Source organism: Nostoc sp. CMAA1605 (genome assembly GCF_021596505.1).
In the GTDB taxonomy this organism is placed as follows: Bacteria; Cyanobacteriota; Cyanobacteriia; order Cyanobacteriales; family Nostocaceae; genus Trichormus.
Genome location: NZ_PJIZ01000058.1, coordinates 30,771 through 47,740, shown reverse-complemented (window position 1 = coordinate 47,740; position 16,970 = coordinate 30,771). Strand labels below are relative to the sequence as shown.

Genomic DNA, 16,970 nt, shown 5'->3' with positions numbered 1-16,970 from the left:
CCCAAGAAGACGGTTATGCACTAATTCGCAAAATCAGACAGTTAAGTCCTGAAGCTGGCGGAGAAATCCCAGCCGCCGCCCTCACCGCCTATGCTGGATATGCAGAACATCAAAAAGCTCTAGCAGCAGGATTCCAAACGCACCTTGATAAACCCGTCGAACCTCCACAATTATTATCTGTAGTTGCTACCTTAGCTGGGAGAATGAATTGACATTGGGTATGGGGAATGGGGCATGGGGCATGGGGAATGGGGCATTGGAAGAAAGAATGATTTCAGGAATCAAAGTGGATTCCTATATCTGCTGGAAATTGCCTGCAAAACTAGATTTTTGCTCCCATTCTAAATAGAGAATACAGACAATAAGCCATAATAAACCGGCAGCATATCCAGCTAAAACATCTGTTGGCCAATGCACTCCCAAATAAAGTCTACTAAATCCAATTGCCAAAATTAAAACTGTTGTCGAAGTTAAAATCTGCTTACGCCATTGGGGAAACTCTTTCGCTAAAATATAGCCAATGCAGCCATAAACTGCGGTAGAAACCATTGCATGACCACTAGGAAAACTATAGTGAACTGCATTGACAATATAATTCCAAAGTGTGGGACGCGCTCTTCTAAATATTTCTTTGAATAATAAATTTAAACCTACTGCACCAACTGTTGCTAAACCCAAAGTTGTTGCTTTTCTTGGGCGTTGATTTTGCCAAAGATTAATTCCTAATGCTGAACAAATTGCTAGAAAAAATGTTGGCTCTCCCAGAAAAGTCACACCCTTAATGATGGCATCCAGTAGAGGATTATGTAGCTTTTGTAGTCCTAACAAAATGCCTTCATCTAAACCATATTGATATATAATCCCACTACTTAAAATCAGGGTAGTAGCAGCCGCAGAACCTACAATTAATTGATTGTTGAGTTCGTTTAATTGTGGCTGAATGGGTGCTGTAACTGTGGTCAGGGGAAGAGTTTTAGTAGCTTTGCTGTAATCTAAAACCACATCTTGCAGCAGAGAAGCGATCGCACTATGGCTACAATCAGGATGAAAAATCACCAACACATTCCCTGTTAAATGGTTAGCACGCACTTGCACAATGTTTTCTGCTTTAATCAGGCATAATTCAATATGTTTTGCCAAAAATTCCGACTGATGCAGACCTTTGACTTTAAATCTGCCTCTACCTTTGACAGATGTGTGTATAGCTTGGATTAAATCCTGCTCATGGGAATGATGACTAAAATACCCGTTCATGGTGGAAACAGTCCTGAACTGTATTTTAGTATAGGCGATCGCTCTAATTTGGGAATGGGGCATTGGGCATTGGGCATTGGCGACAAGGTAGACAAGGTAGAGACAGTAGATGAGAGAAACTAGACTTCAATGCCCCATTCCCCATGCCCCATTCCCGATTTATTCTACGTCTTTAATCCGTGTCTTCCTTTCTACAATTTCTTTGAGTATCAAGGTGACAACAGCAAGCAGTGCTAACAACACCGCCGCCGAAAATGCTGCTTCCGTTTCGTATTGTTTGTAGGCTTCTTCTACGAACAAAGGTAAACTTTGGGTAACGTTGGCAATGTTGCCAGAAACCACGGAAACCGCCCCAAATTCACCCATTGCTCTGGCATTGGTCAAAATTAAACCATAAAGTAAACCCCAACGAATCCCAGGTAGAGTCACGCGCCAAAATATCTGCCAATCATTTGCACCCAAGGTTCTGGCGGCTTCTTCTTGGTCTTGACCAAATTCTTCTAGTACAGGAATCACTTCTCTCGCCACAAAAGGCATACTGACAAAAGCGGTAGCTAAGATCATCCCCGGCAACCCGAAGATAATTTTGATGTCATTGGCTTCTAGAATAGGGCCAAACCAACCTTGTCTGCCGTAAAGTAAAACAATCATTAAACCTGCAACTACTGGAGAGATGGAAAAAGGCAGGTCAATGATACTTAAAACGAAAGCCCGTCCGGGGAATTTATGGCGGGCGATCGCCCACGCTGCACATAAACCGAATACTGTATTTAATGGGACGGAAATCAACGCCAAAATTACGGTTAATTTAGCCGCCGCGATAAAATCAGTACGGCTGAGATTTTCGATAAATGGCCCTACCCCCTTACTAAAAGCTTGGACAAAAACGTTGATTGCCGGGATATATTGAATCAGAGCGAGATAGGCGATCGCAATCACAATTAAAATTGTGGGAACCAAGCTATCTTTTTGTTTGGGGCGGGATTGACTAACTTTAGACTCTTTATTTGTTGTCATATCTTCTTGTCCAAGCTTGTAATAAGTTGATTCCTATCAGTAATATTAAGGAAATACCCAATAACACCACGCCAATCACCGTTGCACCAGAGTAGTCATACTGCTCTAAGCGTTGGAAAATCAATACAGGTGCAATTAAATCTTGAAACGGTGTATTGGAAGCAATAATTACCGTCGAACCATACTCACCCACCGCACGAGAAAAACCTAAAGCTATACCCGTCAAAATAGATGGCAATAAAGGAGGTAAAATCACCTTCCAAAAAGTTTGCCATTGGGAAGCACCCAAAGACCAAGCCGCTTCCTCTAGTTCTACTTCCATTTCTTGGAGTACAGGTTGCACTGTTCTCACAATAAAAGGTAGAGAAATAAACACCATTGCCACCCACACACCCAAGCGCGTGAATGATACTTTGATTCCCATTGGTGCCAGCAAAGAACCAATCCAGCCATTATCACTGTATACAGTTGCCAGTGTTAAACCTGCTACAGAGGTAGGCAAAGCAAACGGTAAATCTACGGTAGCATCTATAATTCTTTTTAAAGGGAAGTCGTAGCGCACTAACACCCAAGCCACCAAAGTACCGAAGACACCATTGAGTAAGGCAGCTAGCAATGATGTAACAAAAGTAACGTTATAAGTGGCTAAAGCTAAATCGCTAGTAGCAATTTCCCAAAACCTAGACGGTGATTCTGTGCTAGCTTTCAAAAACATAGCCGCCATTGGGAGAAATAACATCACAGCCAAATATCCCAAAGTGATGCGCCATGTCCAAGGAAGTCGTATCACTGGACGGATAAATTTTTGCCAAGCGGAAATTTTACTATCTACTTCCGTAGTAGGAAATAAAGTCACTTCACTGCGCTCCGAATTCAATTTATAAGGGTGTAAGGGTGCGGGGTGTAGGTGTGTGGGGGTTTAGGGGGACAAGGAAGACAAGAGAGACAAGGGTACATTACCAATGCCCAATGCCCCATGCCCTATTCCCAATTCCCTATCTTTTAATACTTGCTTGGATTTGGTCAAACACGCCGCCATCAGCAAAGAACTTTTTGTCTATTGTTTGCCAACCGCCTAAGTCTTGCACAGTACCCAGTGTTTTGACTGAAGGAAACTTATCTTTGACTTCTTTGGTTTGAGCTACTGTTTCGTCTACTGGTCTAAATCCTAATTTGACAAACTCTTGTTGAGCTTCTGGTGTATAGAGGAATTTTACAAAAGCTTCTGCTACTTCTCTGTTGCCATGTTTATCGACATTTTTATCAACAACAGCAATAGGATTGTCGATAGAAATGTTAACTTCAGGGATGATGTAGTCTAGTTTCTCACCTTTTTGCTGTGCCAAGATGACTTCATTTTCGTAGTTAATTAAAGCGTCTCCCTGGCCTTGTTTAGCAAATGCGTCTGTGGCTTCTCTGGCATCTTTGGTGAGAATTGGCACGTTTTTATACACTTTTGTGACAAATTCTTGGGCTTTGGCTTCATCACTACCAGTTTTAATGGCAGCATTCCATAATGCCAGGAAGTTCCAACGGGCAATTCCAGAAGTTTTGGGGTCAGCAGTAATTAGTTTCACATCATCTCTGGCTAAGTCTGTCCAATTTTTGATGCCTTTGGGTTGCCTGTACGAGTAATGATGGCTGCTACTGATTTGGATACGATGCCATCATTGGGAACTTCTTTTTCCCAACCTGGAGAAATTAATCCAGCTTTTTCGATTTTTTGGGTGTCTAGTGCTAGTGCTAAGTGAACGACATCCGCTTCTAAACCATCGATGACGGCGCGAGTTTGAGAACCAGAACCGCCGTAACTTTGTCTGAAGGTGACAGTCTGATTATGTTCTTGCTTCCACTTTTCGACAAATTTAGGAATAATGGCTTCGTGGGCAGCTTTGGTGACAGCAAAAGAAACTAGGGTAAGTTCCACGTTCTGTTTGTTGGCAGCCACAGGGTTGGCTGTAGGTGCTTCACCAGTAGTATTTGTTTCACTACCACCAGAGCAGGCTGCAAGGGTAACACTCAACATGGCCCCTACTATCATCAGTGATACAAAGCCTTTGACGGAACTAAATCTAAATCTGAAGTGGTTTTTGGTCTGTTTAATAGTTAGTCGTAATTGTTGGAAGGGTCGCTGCCACAAACTCATGCCAAATTCTCCTAGAGAATATACGGTTAATCGATGTAAATACAGTTGTATATATATACAATAATTACAGATACATTGTGCAGTTGACAAGAAAAAACTTCATATTCTCTATCGGAGATATGGGAAATATAGAAATTTTACCAGTTTCATTGGTAATAAAACAGATTTTTCGGGTGTGGCTTCCATAAGAAAGTGTAAGTACCCCCGACTAGAGAGAGACACTAATTTTGATTTCAACCTTGCTTTTTGTCACTGTTTCTGGTGATGAATTGTAATGTCAAAGTTTGAATACTTAAACCTGACAGGTTTCTTGTGGAATCAGCCTTACAAGAATGAAATTCTGCTCACAATTCATTAAATCATCAGTAATATACCCTGATATTAGATGCTTTTTAACTAGCTAATATAGTTAAGTTTTCAGAGCAACTACTGCTAGGGAAAAAGCTTTGACCAAAAATAATCAAGTTTACTTTCTGCCGTTGCTGATTTTCCGACTGATGCTTAATTCAAATATTCGGAACATTGGAAATATTTGCTCCTACTTTACTTTTTTATAACCTCGTTTTACGATAGATGAACCGTAAATTATCAGTAAAAAAACGGGACAACATAAAGTAATGATTAATACTATGTTGTCCCAAGCTTTAACTATCTTCGTCTGGAATTTGCGTCAATTAATTGCCGTTAGCTAATCAAAAGAGACACATCCCATGACATTCACAATCTTATCAAGGCTGAATCTCAGATTGCAGCCATCTTTACGTCGTTCCTCAGTTTTATTAGTAGCTGTAGGTTTAGGTGTCACTACTTTCACACCTATCTCTGGGACAAACTCCCAAATAGCATCAGCTAGTCAAAAGACACAACTAATTAGCCAAAGAGGCAAGAAAGTTGAAATTACTTTAGTTTCCTATGCTGTTACCAAGGCTGCTTATGAAAAAATCATTCCTAAGTTTGTCGCGAAGTGGAAACGAGAAAAGGGTCAAGATTTAGTCATTCGTCAAAGCTATGGTGGTTCTGGTTCTCAAACTCGCGCCGTCATCGATGGTTTAGACGCAGATGTTGTGGCTTTAGCACTGGCTTTAGATACTAAAAAGATTGAACAAGCAGGTTTAATTCAACCTGGTTGGGAAAAAGAAGCACCAAATAACTCCATCGTCACTCGTTCTGTAGTCACAATAGAAACAAGAGACGGGAATCCGAAAAAGATTCAAGGCTGGAGTGATTTAGCTAAACCAGGAATTAAGGTAATTACAGCTAACCCCAAAACGTCAGGTGGTGCGCGTTGGAATTTCTTGGCTTTGTGGGGCGCGATCGCTAAAAATGGTGGTAGTGAAGCTCAGGCTTTAGATTTCGTGACTAAAGTCTATAGAAATGTACCTGTATTACCTAAAGATGCAAGGGAAGCAAGTGACGCGTTCTACAAAAAAGGACAAGGAGACGTATTACTCAACTATGAAAACGAAGTCATCTTAGCTGCAAAACAAGGGCAGACTTCACCTTCTTATATTGTTCCGCAAGTCAATATCTCCATTGATGGCCCAGTTGCAGTTGTGGACAGAAATGTTGATAAAAAAGGTACTCGTGAAGTTTCAGAAGCTTTTGTCAAGTTTCTATTTACCCCAGAAGCACAACGAGAATTTGCCAACGTTGGTTTTAGACCAGTTAACGCCAGTGTGAGCAAAGAGGTTAGCAATAAATTCCCCAAAGTATCCAAGCTTTACAATGTGCAGAGTTTGGGCGGTTGGAACACAATACAGAAGAAATTCTTTGATGATGGTTCGATCTTTGACAAAATTCAAGGCGGACGGCGTTAATTTCAAGAGATAAGCCAAAATTTTGTAGAGGCGTAAATCTTCGTCTCTACAAAAAGCATTTTGTTTTGTAATTAAGTCTTTTTAGTGATAGCTAGTGTAATACTTGGTTAAACTTTTTGCCCCTATCTAATGGTAGATTTTTTGCATAGAAAAGCAGACTAAATTCATCTGAATAAATCCTAGAATCACCGCCATGAGCTACTCACAGAGAAAATCACAGCAGTGAAGTAGATGGTACTGAATTTTATAACATCATATTTGAGTGATCTATAATCAACAACTTACTAGTAATTACTACGAGGATAATTATTAAACTTCATCATTATTTCAAACTCATGAAAGTTGTATGATTTTCATTAAAAAAAGCGTTTGTACTAGTATATTTTGCATCTAATTAGCTAGATAATATGACTAATATATAGTGCCAAAAATCACTTATTTTTAGGGATGGGATTTGCGATGAATAAACGTATTACTAGCACCGTCAATTCATTGGTGACAAAATTTTCACGAAGAAATGCTCTTTTGTGGTTAGGCGGTACTGGAGTAGCTACGACATTAGCAGTAGGAACACAAGGTCAAGCACTGGCAAAAAACAACAAAGATGATGACGATGTGACCTTAATAAATCCGCCGACTTTATACAATGCACCCCAAAATGGCTATAGTCATATTGCCATTACCCCACCTAATACCAGAACAGTTTATATTTCTGGTCAATTTGGTTCAGATTTACAAGGAAATCTTGTTTCTAGCGAATTTGAGCCACAGCTAGTCAAGGCTTTTCAGAACTTGCGTTTCGCCTTAAGTGCAGCTGGAGCGCAGCCAGAAGATGTAGTAAAAACTACAGTTTTAATAGTTAATCATACTCAAGATAAATTGATTCCTTTAGGACGTGAAATAGCGGGTTTATGGGGTTTTAAAGTACCAGCAAATACACTGATACCAGTTCCTAGACTAGCACTCGATGGGATGTTGTTTGAGATTGATGCTTATGCCGTCATTCCAGAAAAGCGCGATCGCTAGTAGTTTTTTTAGATAATTACAAAGGTGACAGGGAATTTTAAATTAAATTCCCTGTCACCTTTCATCACAATCCATACAAACCAAGCTTTTGTAAAAGTTCCCCGCTAAGGGGAGATGTTGCCAAAAGAGGATGCTTAATGCCTCCCCAAATACTACCATTGTGGGCGCGATGCAATGATAGCAGTTCAGGCATTTGTGGAGATATAAAAACTTTTGGTGTTGCAAGTTGACCAAGCGATCGCGCTCGATAATAATGATGTGATTGAGATAAAGCTGCATCTAATTGTTGAGCAATAATTTCTGGTGTTTCTTGGGCTGTATCTAGCAAAAGAATATAGTGCGGTGGCTGGGCGACGGGAACTAAACTTTTAAAATGAGTTCCTGGTAAGTTTAGGCTATTTAAAACATCATACACAAAGCTTTCATGTAACTTTTCACCAACTAAATCGCTAACTGCTGGATGTCGTCCCAAAAATTCTAAGCAAGGTGTATGGCGATACCAATGAGTGACGCGGATGCGATCGCCGATACGATAGCGATATAAACCGCCTTTTTGGGATAAAATAATTGTGTATTCTTTGCCAATGCAGAGTTCGTGTAATTTATACAGAGAGCCAGTCTCATCCTCAAACTCGAAAAAAACTTCATCTATAACTGGAACATATCCTTGCGCTGCAATTAAGGGAATTGTCATTGGGGCTTCAGTCGCCAGCAGTCCCTTACCTTGAATTAAAACATGGGGAAAGAGCGATCGCAATCCCTTAGCTTGGTCGGCGGCGTTAGCACTATCCCAGCAAGAAATCAGCTTTAAATTTGGCCATAGTTGCGCCCAGGGTATATTGTCCCTCAATAGTTGCAGGCGATGTTCTGATATTTTTCCTTGTAATTCTCTTCGCAATAACTCATGATTTTCTTGAATATATTTTAAATGTACTTGTAAAAAACTTGGACTCCAAATTGAGATAATTTCTAGTGTTTCAGCTTGTAATAATGCCAAAGCTAACTGATGTTTAAACTGTTGTGCGTCATGTAATTTATTTAATCCCTTTGGCATCACCAACCAAGGACGCAAAAACCATCGCAACCAACCATCAAGATAATCTAAATCATCTTGTAAAGATGGAGAATTAGTTTGATTTAACTGTGGCGAAATACAGGCGTAAAGCTTACCTGTGGAGAATTTCGGCCCATTCACAATTAAATCATGCGCCCAGACGCAAAACATTTGATTAAATGACCGCCGCAAAGATTGCGTGTAGGGAATCCATTTTACTGCCCCACTACTACCAGAGGTTTTTTCATAGAACAAAATAGGCTCAGGTGTAAGGGGAATTGACTGACCTTTGTGATGTTTTTCGGGATTGCCAATCCAAGGTATCAGTGCGTCATAATCAACAATGGGAACACGTTCCCAATCTGCGAGGGAATTAATTCCCAAGGCTTTGCCGTATGTGCTGGCAATCAGGCGATCGCAAATTTCTCTCTGCACAGATATCTGCATTGATTCAGGGTCATCCAATGCTTGATCAAATCTTCGCGCCGTGGGTGCGAGTATTTGCCCAAAAAGCTGAATAATCGGACGCATCATAACAAAGTAAACCAGTATCATTACTTCTAGATTATTTGTTGATCCCTAAGCATCGTATTTTGTAATATATTGTAGTATATTTGAACTCAATACCCTGGAGTTCACCATGATTCGACCGATTACGCCCGATGACACAACCGCACTAATCGCCCTAGCTGAAACAACAGGGCTATTCCAGTCAGACCAACTCCAGACACTCACTGAAATGCTGATGGATTACTTTAAGGGTAATAGCGACAGCAATCGTTTTTGGCTCACTGACGATGACGACGAATGTCTGGTGGGGGTTGCCTACTGCGAGATAGAACTGATGACCAATCAGACCTGGAATCTGCAATTGATCGGCATCCAACGTGATTACCAGGGACAAGGACGCGGTACGAAACTGCTGCATTACGTTGAACAAACGTTGACGTTGCGCGGTGGGCGTATGCTGCTGGTGGAAACGTCAGGGCTACCGGAACTCAAGCGCACGCGAGCTTTCTACGCGAAGTGTGGCTACGAAGAAGAAGCGTGCATCCGTGATTTCTATGCTGCGGGTGATGATAAGGTCGTGTTTCGCAAAGTATTAAACGCGGCGTTTTAATAATTAGTCAGATCAGCACTGTTTGGTAAGCTATCGTTTTATACTACCAACAACGAGAAATGCGATCGCGAATCTCGTAAAGTAGGTTGCAATTGACTAAACTTTTTTATTGGAGTTTATTATGTTCAAAATTAAGGTGTATGCTTCAACTATCTTCATAATTTTCTCTATCTTTGTCAGTGCGTGTATAGCTCACTCTCAACAGCAACCATCACAGAAAGTCAGATCAGAAAGAGAAAGGACGACTACAACATCTAAGAAAGAATTAGCTAAACAAGTGCTTTCGGAAGCAGGAATTGCTCAAAAATACGACCTATATCTTAATAACAGTGTTGATATAACAATCTCACCTTCAACGAACAACGACCAGTTTAGAGTATGGTTAGTTGGCGTTTTGGCGAAAGAAGCCGGTTGGCGGCAAATTGAGGATCAATACATTACTTCGCTAGAAGCTAATTTTTCAGAAGCAGAGTTAAAAGAATTATTGAAGGTAGCAAAACAACCCCTAATGAAAAAGTTGTTGCGATCTGAAATTCAATCTTATGTCAATGCGTCTCAACAAAGGCGCAAATTACTTGATAAAGTGTGGGAGGACTATAATTCTGGCAAAATAATTCCGCCACAGGATATAGTGCCGAAATAATACCCAGAAATGTTCTAAACTAGGTTTATATCTAAGTCTAAAGTCAGCTAATACTACGCCGTAACTGACTGAACCTTTATCTTGGTGGAAATGCCGCACATTTTCAAGAAGTTCCGAGCAGTTAGTTATAGCTTAAGATCAGAGGTACTTTTGCTATACCGGATAATTTATATGACAGCCGCAAAGCTTGTTATTCATAGTGACCCTGACATCCTGGGAGGAATTCCTGTTTTTGTTGGAACTCGTGTGCCAATGAAAACTTTGCTCGATTATCTCGAAGCAGGCGATTCACTTGATGAATTCTTAGATCATTTTCCCAGTGTTAGTCGTGATCAGGCGATCGCCGCCCTTGAATTAGCCAAGGAAATGCTGACAGCCTATGCGAATCCTGCTTGATGAGTGCGCGCCACGACCTTTAAAATATAGGGTGTATCTTCAAAAGATTTATGACACTAACCCTTAACCTGTCACCAGAGTTAGAGCAGTATCTTGTACAGGAAGCCAATCGACACGGGCTTTCAGTAGAGGCAGTGGTATTGCAGCTTTTGACAAATTCTGCTTTGTTGAAGCAAAAGCAAGTTGAAGCAGTTAACTTACTTCAATCCTGGATTGATGATGAGGATGGGTTAGAACAGCAGGAAACAGGTGAGTATTTAATTCATGCTTTAGATGAGAATCGGTTATCTGATCGCAAGTTATTTCCACTTGAGATGAAAGGTATAACTTGGTGAACCAAGCCATTGTTCTAGATACAGGGCCGCTTGGTCTAGTCACTAATCCAAAGGTATCTGCTGAGAGTCTTGCTTGCACCCAATGGCTACAAGCTCACATTACATCAGGCAACCGCGTTATTATTCCAGAAATTGCAGACTATGAAGTTCGTCGAGAGTTATTACGAGCAAACAAGTCTAAGGGTATTGCTCGTCTAGATAATTTAGCTAAGTTTATTGAGTATTTGCCAATTACAACAGCTGCAATGCGCCAAGCGGCGCACTTTTGGTCACAAGCTCGTCAGCAAGGGCAGCCAACAGCAGGTGACAAAATGATTGACGGTGATATGATTCTGGTAGCTCAAACAACTACTCTAGCAATTCCAAATGTTGTCATTGCAACAACGAATGTAGGTCACTTGTCGAGGTTTATAGCAGCTGATCTGTGGCAAAACATCACTTAAGGATTCCCTAGAGGAAAAATAAAGTTTATCGAGCTTTAGCTGATTCAATCCACCCATACCAGGGATTGGTATTGATTAGCGAAGTAAGTTGATGATTGATGTCAGAAATCGTCGGCGCATCTCCTTTAACTATCACAATATAATCTCCCGCACTATATACGCCAAACGTCCACATAGAACCTGTATTTTTGTCTTCTGTAACAAAAACCCATTGATGATAATGCGGTCTGTATAGAGGATAATAAGCGAATGCTATAACTTTCACCTCTTGCAAAAGGTTAATTATCTGCGGTTGCCAAAAAGACTTTTTAGTTAGGAGAATCGATTGCCGAGTAGTGGTAGTATCGCCTAAGATAACATTGAGCTTTTCTTGTCGTGTCTGAGACCATGCAGTTGGTACATAAAAGAAAAATTGTCCGTCAAAAACTTCATTAAACTCGATAGCTTTCCACATCCATTCAGGTGTTTCATCCCTGTGAAATAGCGAATCAAATGTAAATTCTTCGGGACGGACTCCTAACAAATTGGCAAATTCAGGGGCGATACCTTCTATCGGTGACTCTGGTGTTGCGTCAGATTCTAACCATTGTGACAAGAGTGTCTGCACAAGATTGTGAATAGAGGTTGTCATGTTTCGCGGAATTGATTTTGGGGATATTTACAGTGGCTGACCAATTATCACCAGTAAACTTAGCTACTGACAAATTACTGCACCTGTTGGTTAGGGTAAAGGTTTGTATCAGCAGCAATAAAAGTATAGTCATTAATCACTACACCAGGCGCAAGATGACTTCCAGCACCAACAAACACATTGCTACCAATCTTAACTTTTTTGATATATAACATTAAATTCTGCTTGCGGGGTTTGATGACATGGGAATATATCCCCACACGATGACCGATAACCACGCGATCGCCTATTTCTATTAAACCGCGATCGGCAATCTCTAATCCTGGTGTCCAGTAAACATCTCGTCCCACTTTCGCACCCCACAATCGCAACCAAATAGAAAATACCCCAGGAATCAACCGCAGCATCGCTTCTAAGGCTGGAATTGCAATATAAATCGACTGGATTTGATGACTACCCCACCAAGGACTATATTCTTTACCTTGTAGATAACTAATACCCTCCTGCACAGGATAAATCCATTGATGACAGCGATAAACAACCACAGGAAACCCATAAATCGAAAACAATACAGCTAGAAGACTGAAAATGCTGGGTGAATGGACAAAATAAAAGATTGCAGTCCCAGTGATGATAAATATCAAGGTGGGAAAGAATAAGAGAATTTTACTTAAAAGTGTCATGAAAAGGGAAAGAAAAGTTTTTGTATGAAATTTAAGGAAGTGGGAATACCTATGGCTGATGGTAAGGTATTGCTTTGATGATAGGTATGGTGTAACTTGTCCCAAATTTTGAGATTAGCACCATAGTTGCAATGATACGTTTCACTGCAATGATGCCAAGCATGATCTTGGGGTAAGATTAACCAGGGAGAAATAAATTTATATAGCCAGTGATGAGTAGAAATCAATAAACGGCTATGTCTCCATAAATCTAGAGCAGAAGTCAGACTAACTCCTAGTAAATAACCTGTGGGGTCAGCTAATAGATATAAAAATAATGTATGTAGCCATAGATAAATAATTAATAAACTTGTCCAGATAGTATTGCGAGAAGTGCCTAAGACATCCATTTGAGTCACTGTGTGGTGGACTTGATGCACTTGCCACAACCATTTACTGTGTAATAAACGATGATTCCAGTAATATAAATAATCCACTACAACAAAACTGAGAATAAAAGATAACATTGGTGATATTTTTAAATTTCCCTGGTGATTGGAAAATAAATAATGGTAAATTCCATACACTAAAGTGGCTTGTAATAGGGGAATTAAAATACCTTGAATCGTTAAGCCGAGACTATCTATTAACCAATCTTCACGACTTTTGAATTGTATTTGCTGGCGACTAATTTGATTGCTAATTGTCCATCCGACTAAGCCAATAAATGCAGCAAAAACTATCAGTTGTGTCAAGCTTTGTATATTCACGATAATTAAACCCAAAATGTCACCTTTGCAGATTGTTTTGGCAATAATCGCGGGTCTTCTCCACGAGCGATCGCTGCTCTAATTGACTCGACAAACACATGAATTGTGTCAGCCGGGGTATGAGCAAATTGTGTACCATATTTAGCTATCACTTCACCTTGAATCGCCAAAATTTCCACATCTTGCCCGATAATATGTTGCGCTGTCCACCAGACAAACGGACGCGCTAATTTATTCCAGATACCGTAGTTATAAGTCACATCAGTGTAAACCAAAGTAGAATTATCGCTTTCGGGGATAGATTGACTGGTAATAAATAAATGGCGCGTGCGTCCCATTTGATATTCCACCGAGGTAATATTGGGCATATAAAAGCGATCGCTATGTTTAATCTCTGCGCCTTCTGGATTTAAAAACCGCGTGTACCATCCCAAATTACTGTTTTCATTGCAATATTCCACCAACACCGCACCGTTTTCACGTTCAACCGTCATCTCTAATTTTTGCTGGCGCGAAGTCCGAAACACACCAGGATGAACAAAAGCTGTGTGGGGGATATCAATAAAATTTTCCGCACAGTTAGTAACATTATTCGCAAACCGATTAATTACCCGCACCGTCTCCCAACCTGCTTCTCCATAGTGAGGCATAGAAAAAGGTGGAAAGTCAAAGCTGGGGTTTTCAGCTAACCGCACATATATATATCCGTCTTGTTCCTTAGTGGCGTAAGCTTTAGCTCGACGCTGCTGAGAAGGTTGAAAATCCACACCCTCAGCCGGAACAGCAATCACTTTACCTTCGTTATCATATACCCAACCATGATAAGGACATTGTAAAGCACCCTGACAGACCTTTCCCGCCGACAACCGACTACTGCGATGTAAACAGCGATCGCGCAACGCCACAGGCTTTCCATCTTCACCGCGAAATATTGCTAACCACTCGCCTAAAAGCGATCGCGCCAATACAGTGTGAGGTTTTAGCTGTTCGCTGAGTGCGACAATATACCAAAAGTCGGCAAATTGCATAGTAGATGATTTTCTTTAAAGCATTTTCTGAAATATGACTACATTACTGTATCTAGAGAATTCCAAAAGAGCTAATTTACAATTAAAAGTGAGATAGCCTCAGATGGGAAAATAAGCATGACATTACAGGAATTGCAAAAGCAAGTATTACAGTTACCTATTAGCGATCGCTGGCAATTAGTTCAGACTATTTTAGATTCTTTACAGCAAGAAACATCTTCTGAATTGAAAAAGGGTAACTTGTCCCGATTGCGAGGGATTGCGAAAAGTACAGAAGCATCCGGCGAAGATGTGGAAGGCGATTATATTAACTATCTAACGAAAAAATATCAGTAATGAGAATTTTAATTGATACAAATGTGGTTCTTGATTTTTTACAAGAGCGAGAGCCTTTTGTTGAAGATGCTGCAAAATTGTTTGAGAAAATTGATGCAGGTGAAATAGAGGGGTTCATTGCAGCAACCACAATTACTAATATTTATTACATTGTCAGAAAATCAGCAGGAACGATTGCGGCTCAAGATGCGATTGTACAAATTTTGACAGATTTATATATTTGTGCAGTCGATAGAGAGATTTTAGAACAGGCGATCGCATTAAATTTTAAAGATTTTGAGGATGCAGTGCAGTGTGCTTGTGGAATCGCACACGGGGTAGACGCGATTATAACTCGTGATGTGTCTGGATTTGTCAGTGCAGGAATTCCAGTAATTGCGCCTGGGGACTTAGACAATATCACTCGTAAGTGAATCAGGCGATCGCGCAACGCCACAGGCTTTCCGTCTTCACCACGAAATATTACTAACCACTCGCCTAAAAGCGATCGCGCCAATACCGTGTTAGGTTTTAGCTGTTCGCTGAGTGCGACAATATACCAAAAGTCTGCAAATTGCATGGTGGATGGTGGGGATTGTTGAGAGCGATCGTATCAAATACGCTGCATTTCCTAGTTTTTTAAGTTACAATATTCCATCAAATGAACACTACTCATAAATACAAGTTATTCCTAATTAATTCTCTATGGCTGATAGTTATTACTTTATTAAAGACTTGATTAATGATCTGGAACGAGGAAGAATCAGAATTCCATCGTTTCAAAGAGGTTTTGTGTGGGAACCTAATCGAGTAGCTTACTTCATGGATACTATTTATAAAGGATTTCCTTTTGGATCTGTATTACTTTGGAGGACTAGAAATCCTCTACGTACTGAAAGAAATCTTGGTCCTTATAGGCTGCCTGATAATGATCCGGAGTATCCTATAGATTACGTTCTTGATGGACAGCAAAGAATAACCTCTATTTTTGGTATATTTCAAAATTCTCTTGCTGCTGAAGAATATGAAGGTACTGATTGGACTCATTTATTTTTTGAATTGGACAGTACCAACTCCATACCATTTCAATATATAAATGATCCTAGTAATTATGACAACCAAAAATTTTTCCCTCTTAAATACGTTTTTGATTCTCCTAAATACAGACAGGTTACTAGAAATTTAGATGAAAGACTAGCACAACAAATAGATGATTTGGTAGAAAGATTTACAAAGGCTAGAATTCCTGTAGAACGCTTTGAAAGTGAAGAGCGTAAGTATGTTGCAACTGTTTTTGAGAGGATCAATCGACAAGGTGTTGAGTTAGATACTTTCCAGCTTTTATCTGTATGGAATTGGAGTGAAGATTTTGACTTACAGGAAAAGTTTCAGGAAGTTACTGAAGAGTTAGAACCTTTTGGATTCAAAGAAGTTGGTTCAGATTTGCTCCTCAAGTGTTGTTCTGCTGTAGTAATGAACAGTGCTGATCCAGAGGATTTTATGGAGCTTCCTGGTAGTGCAGTAAGACAAAAGTTTGATGAAATACGAACAGGTATATTTAGATCAATAGACTTTTTGAAAACTGAATTAAATGTTTTCTCTTTGAAACTTCTACCGATGGAGAATATTCTAACTGTTCTAGCATCATTTTTCGCTTCATCTCAAAAACAACCACATCCTATTCCTCAAGAGCAGTATGAAGTTGTTAAGAGGTGGTTTTGGCGTGCCTGTTTTTCTCAGAGATATGCAAGGGGAGGGGCGAAAAGTACAGATATAGATTTAGCTGAAGTACAAAAACTTAAGGCCGGTAAACCTCATAAACTTGGAGATTTCGATGTATCCTTAGACAATGATTTTTTTATTAAAAATGTATTCCGAATGTCTTCAGTTGCAACTAAAACTTTTATTCTCCTTTTAGCACAAGGTAAACCATTAAACTTTATTCAAGGAACTAATATATCTTTGCAGGAAGTTTTATCTCAAGGCAATCGAAAAGAATTCCATCATATTTTTCCTAAATCCTACTTAGAGAATCTAGGAAATAAATATAAGGATGAACAAATTAATTGTCTGGTAAACTTCTCCGTACTTGCTAGAACTGATAACAATAAAATTAAAGATCAGTCACCTAGTCATTATCGTAATGAAATGCCTGCCGAAGATCACATTTTGGACAACATACTAGCAACTCATTTCTGCCCTACCAATATGTTTACAGATGATTACGATAGCTTTTTAGTTTCTAGGGCTGCATTGCTACTGAAAAAAGCAAAAGAACTATCACAGGTTAGTTAGTTCGCTAAAAATTTCTAT

The 16,970-nt window shown here is 39.9% G+C and carries 19 protein-coding genes and 3 pseudogenes; 12 read left to right on the top strand and 10 right to left on the bottom strand.

The window, feature by feature from the left end; all coding sequences use genetic code 11:
- A pseudogene (locus tag CV014_RS18930) lies at nucleotides 1-212 on the top strand (hybrid sensor histidine kinase/response regulator); the annotation flags it as partial.
- Between the two features lie 82 nt (nucleotides 213-294).
- On the opposite strand, the gene CV014_RS18925 reads toward CV014_RS18930, so the two are convergent.
- Nucleotides 295-1,254 carry a phosphatase PAP2 family protein gene (locus CV014_RS18925; protein WP_236143435.1) on the bottom strand — a complete coding sequence of 320 codons (960 nt, stop codon included), beginning with the start codon at nucleotides 1,252-1,254 and terminating at the stop codon, nucleotides 295-297.
- Here CV014_RS18925 and CV014_RS18920 point away from each other — a divergent pair.
- Entirely contained in the window at nucleotides 1,231-1,377 is a 147-nt protein-coding gene (locus tag CV014_RS18920) for a hypothetical protein (protein WP_236143434.1), read from the top strand. The genes CV014_RS18925 and CV014_RS18920 overlap by 24 nt on opposite strands.
- A 36-nt stretch (nucleotides 1,378-1,413) precedes the next feature.
- On the opposite strand, the gene cysW is transcribed toward CV014_RS18920, so the two are convergent.
- The 3 genes and pseudogenes from cysW to CV014_RS18905 form a co-directional block, all read right to left on the bottom strand.
- Nucleotides 1,414-2,271, bottom strand: a complete 858-nt coding sequence (gene cysW / locus CV014_RS18915; RefSeq protein ID WP_236143433.1) for a sulfate ABC transporter permease subunit CysW — start codon at nucleotides 2,269-2,271, stop codon at nucleotides 1,414-1,416.
- The gene (gene cysT / locus CV014_RS18910) at nucleotides 2,258-3,091 is read right to left on the bottom strand and encodes a sulfate ABC transporter permease subunit CysT (protein ID WP_442946924.1); all 834 of its coding nucleotides are present in this window, start codon (nucleotides 3,089-3,091) and stop codon (nucleotides 2,258-2,260) included. Before cysT ends, cysW begins: the two co-directional genes overlap by 14 nt.
- Nucleotides 3,092-3,266: 175 nt before the next feature.
- Nucleotides 3,267-4,417: pseudogene (locus CV014_RS18905) on the bottom strand (sulfate ABC transporter substrate-binding protein).
- Nucleotides 4,418-5,127: 710 nt separating this feature from the next.
- Between CV014_RS18905 and CV014_RS18900 the strand changes: the two are divergent.
- Together CV014_RS18900 and CV014_RS18895 are read left to right on the top strand one after the other, a co-directional pair.
- Entirely contained in the window at nucleotides 5,128-6,234 is a 1,107-nt protein-coding gene (locus CV014_RS18900) for a sulfate ABC transporter substrate-binding protein (protein ID WP_236143431.1), read from the top strand.
- Between the two features lie 459 nt (nucleotides 6,235-6,693).
- Entirely contained in the window at nucleotides 6,694-7,260 is a 567-nt protein-coding gene (locus tag CV014_RS18895; RefSeq protein ID WP_236143430.1) for a Rid family hydrolase, read from the top strand.
- Nucleotides 7,261-7,324: 64 nt separating this feature from the next.
- Here the strand turns inward: CV014_RS18895 and CV014_RS18890 are convergent, their stop codons facing one another.
- Nucleotides 7,325-8,845 carry a GH3 family domain-containing protein gene (locus CV014_RS18890; RefSeq protein ID WP_236143439.1) on the bottom strand — a complete coding sequence of 507 codons (1,521 nt, stop codon included), beginning with the start codon at nucleotides 8,843-8,845 and terminating at the stop codon, nucleotides 7,325-7,327.
- A gap of 109 nt (nucleotides 8,846-8,954) precedes the next feature.
- Here CV014_RS18890 and CV014_RS18885 point away from each other — a divergent pair, with 109 nt between their 5' ends.
- The 5 genes from CV014_RS18885 to CV014_RS18865 all read left to right on the top strand — a co-directional run bounded on the left by CV014_RS18885 (nucleotide 8,955) and on the right by CV014_RS18865 (nucleotide 11,251).
- Entirely contained in the window at nucleotides 8,955-9,434 is a 480-nt protein-coding gene (locus CV014_RS18885) for a GNAT family N-acetyltransferase (protein ID WP_236143429.1), read from the top strand.
- Between the two features lie 121 nt (nucleotides 9,435-9,555).
- A complete protein-coding gene (locus tag CV014_RS18880) occupies nucleotides 9,556-10,077 on the top strand; it encodes a DUF2059 domain-containing protein (protein ID WP_236143428.1) in 522 nt (173 codons plus the stop codon).
- A gap of 171 nt (nucleotides 10,078-10,248) precedes the next feature.
- On the top strand, nucleotides 10,249-10,473 hold the full coding sequence (locus CV014_RS18875) for a DUF433 domain-containing protein (RefSeq protein ID WP_236143427.1): 225 nt from the start codon (nucleotides 10,249-10,251) through the stop codon (nucleotides 10,471-10,473).
- A gap of 50 nt (nucleotides 10,474-10,523) precedes the next feature.
- Nucleotides 10,524-10,808, top strand: a complete 285-nt coding sequence (locus tag CV014_RS18870; protein ID WP_236143426.1) for a hypothetical protein — start codon at nucleotides 10,524-10,526, stop codon at nucleotides 10,806-10,808.
- On the top strand, nucleotides 10,805-11,251 hold the full coding sequence (locus tag CV014_RS18865) for a nuclease (RefSeq protein WP_236143425.1): 447 nt from the start codon (nucleotides 10,805-10,807) through the stop codon (nucleotides 11,249-11,251). Before CV014_RS18870 ends, CV014_RS18865 begins: the two co-directional genes overlap by 4 nt.
- 25 nt (nucleotides 11,252-11,276) lie before the next feature.
- Here CV014_RS18865 and CV014_RS18860 read toward each other — a convergent pair whose 3' ends face one another.
- The 4 genes from CV014_RS18860 to CV014_RS18845 form a co-directional block, all read right to left on the bottom strand.
- Nucleotides 11,277-11,882 (bottom strand): hypothetical protein, encoded by a 606-nt coding sequence (locus tag CV014_RS18860; RefSeq protein WP_236143424.1) that lies wholly within the window; start codon nucleotides 11,880-11,882, stop codon nucleotides 11,277-11,279.
- A 74-nt stretch (nucleotides 11,883-11,956) separates the two neighbouring features.
- A complete protein-coding gene (locus CV014_RS18855) occupies nucleotides 11,957-12,565 on the bottom strand; it encodes an acyl transferase (protein ID WP_236143423.1) in 609 nt (202 codons plus the stop codon).
- Nucleotides 12,562-13,314 (bottom strand): sterol desaturase family protein, encoded by a 753-nt coding sequence (locus CV014_RS18850; protein ID WP_236143422.1) that lies wholly within the window; start codon nucleotides 13,312-13,314, stop codon nucleotides 12,562-12,564. The genes CV014_RS18855 and CV014_RS18850 overlap by 4 nt, the downstream gene beginning before the upstream one ends.
- Nucleotides 13,315-13,319: 5 nt before the next feature.
- Nucleotides 13,320-14,342, bottom strand: coding sequence for an aromatic ring-hydroxylating dioxygenase subunit alpha (locus CV014_RS18845; protein WP_236143421.1), 1,023 nt, complete (start codon nucleotides 14,340-14,342; stop codon nucleotides 13,320-13,322).
- Between the two features lie 117 nt (nucleotides 14,343-14,459).
- On the opposite strand from CV014_RS18845, the gene CV014_RS18840 reads away from it, so the two are divergent.
- Both CV014_RS18840 and CV014_RS18835 read left to right on the top strand, forming a co-directional pair.
- Nucleotides 14,460-14,678: a hypothetical protein gene (locus tag CV014_RS18840; protein WP_236143420.1), complete on the top strand. Its 219-nt coding sequence runs from the start codon at nucleotides 14,460-14,462 to the stop codon at nucleotides 14,676-14,678.
- Nucleotides 14,678-15,091 carry a type II toxin-antitoxin system VapC family toxin gene (locus CV014_RS18835; protein WP_236143419.1) on the top strand — a complete coding sequence of 138 codons (414 nt, stop codon included), beginning with the start codon at nucleotides 14,678-14,680 and terminating at the stop codon, nucleotides 15,089-15,091. Before CV014_RS18840 ends, CV014_RS18835 begins: the two co-directional genes overlap by 1 nt.
- A 35-nt stretch (nucleotides 15,092-15,126) precedes the next feature.
- Here the strand turns inward: CV014_RS18835 and CV014_RS18830 are convergent.
- Nucleotides 15,127-15,237, bottom strand: a pseudogene (locus CV014_RS18830) (aromatic ring-hydroxylating dioxygenase subunit alpha); the annotation flags it as partial.
- A gap of 125 nt (nucleotides 15,238-15,362) precedes the next feature.
- Between CV014_RS18830 and CV014_RS18825 the strand changes: the two are divergent.
- Entirely contained in the window at nucleotides 15,363-16,952 is a 1,590-nt protein-coding gene (locus tag CV014_RS18825; RefSeq protein ID WP_236143418.1) for a DUF262 domain-containing protein, read from the top strand.
- Nucleotides 16,953-16,970: the final 18 nt, after the last annotated feature.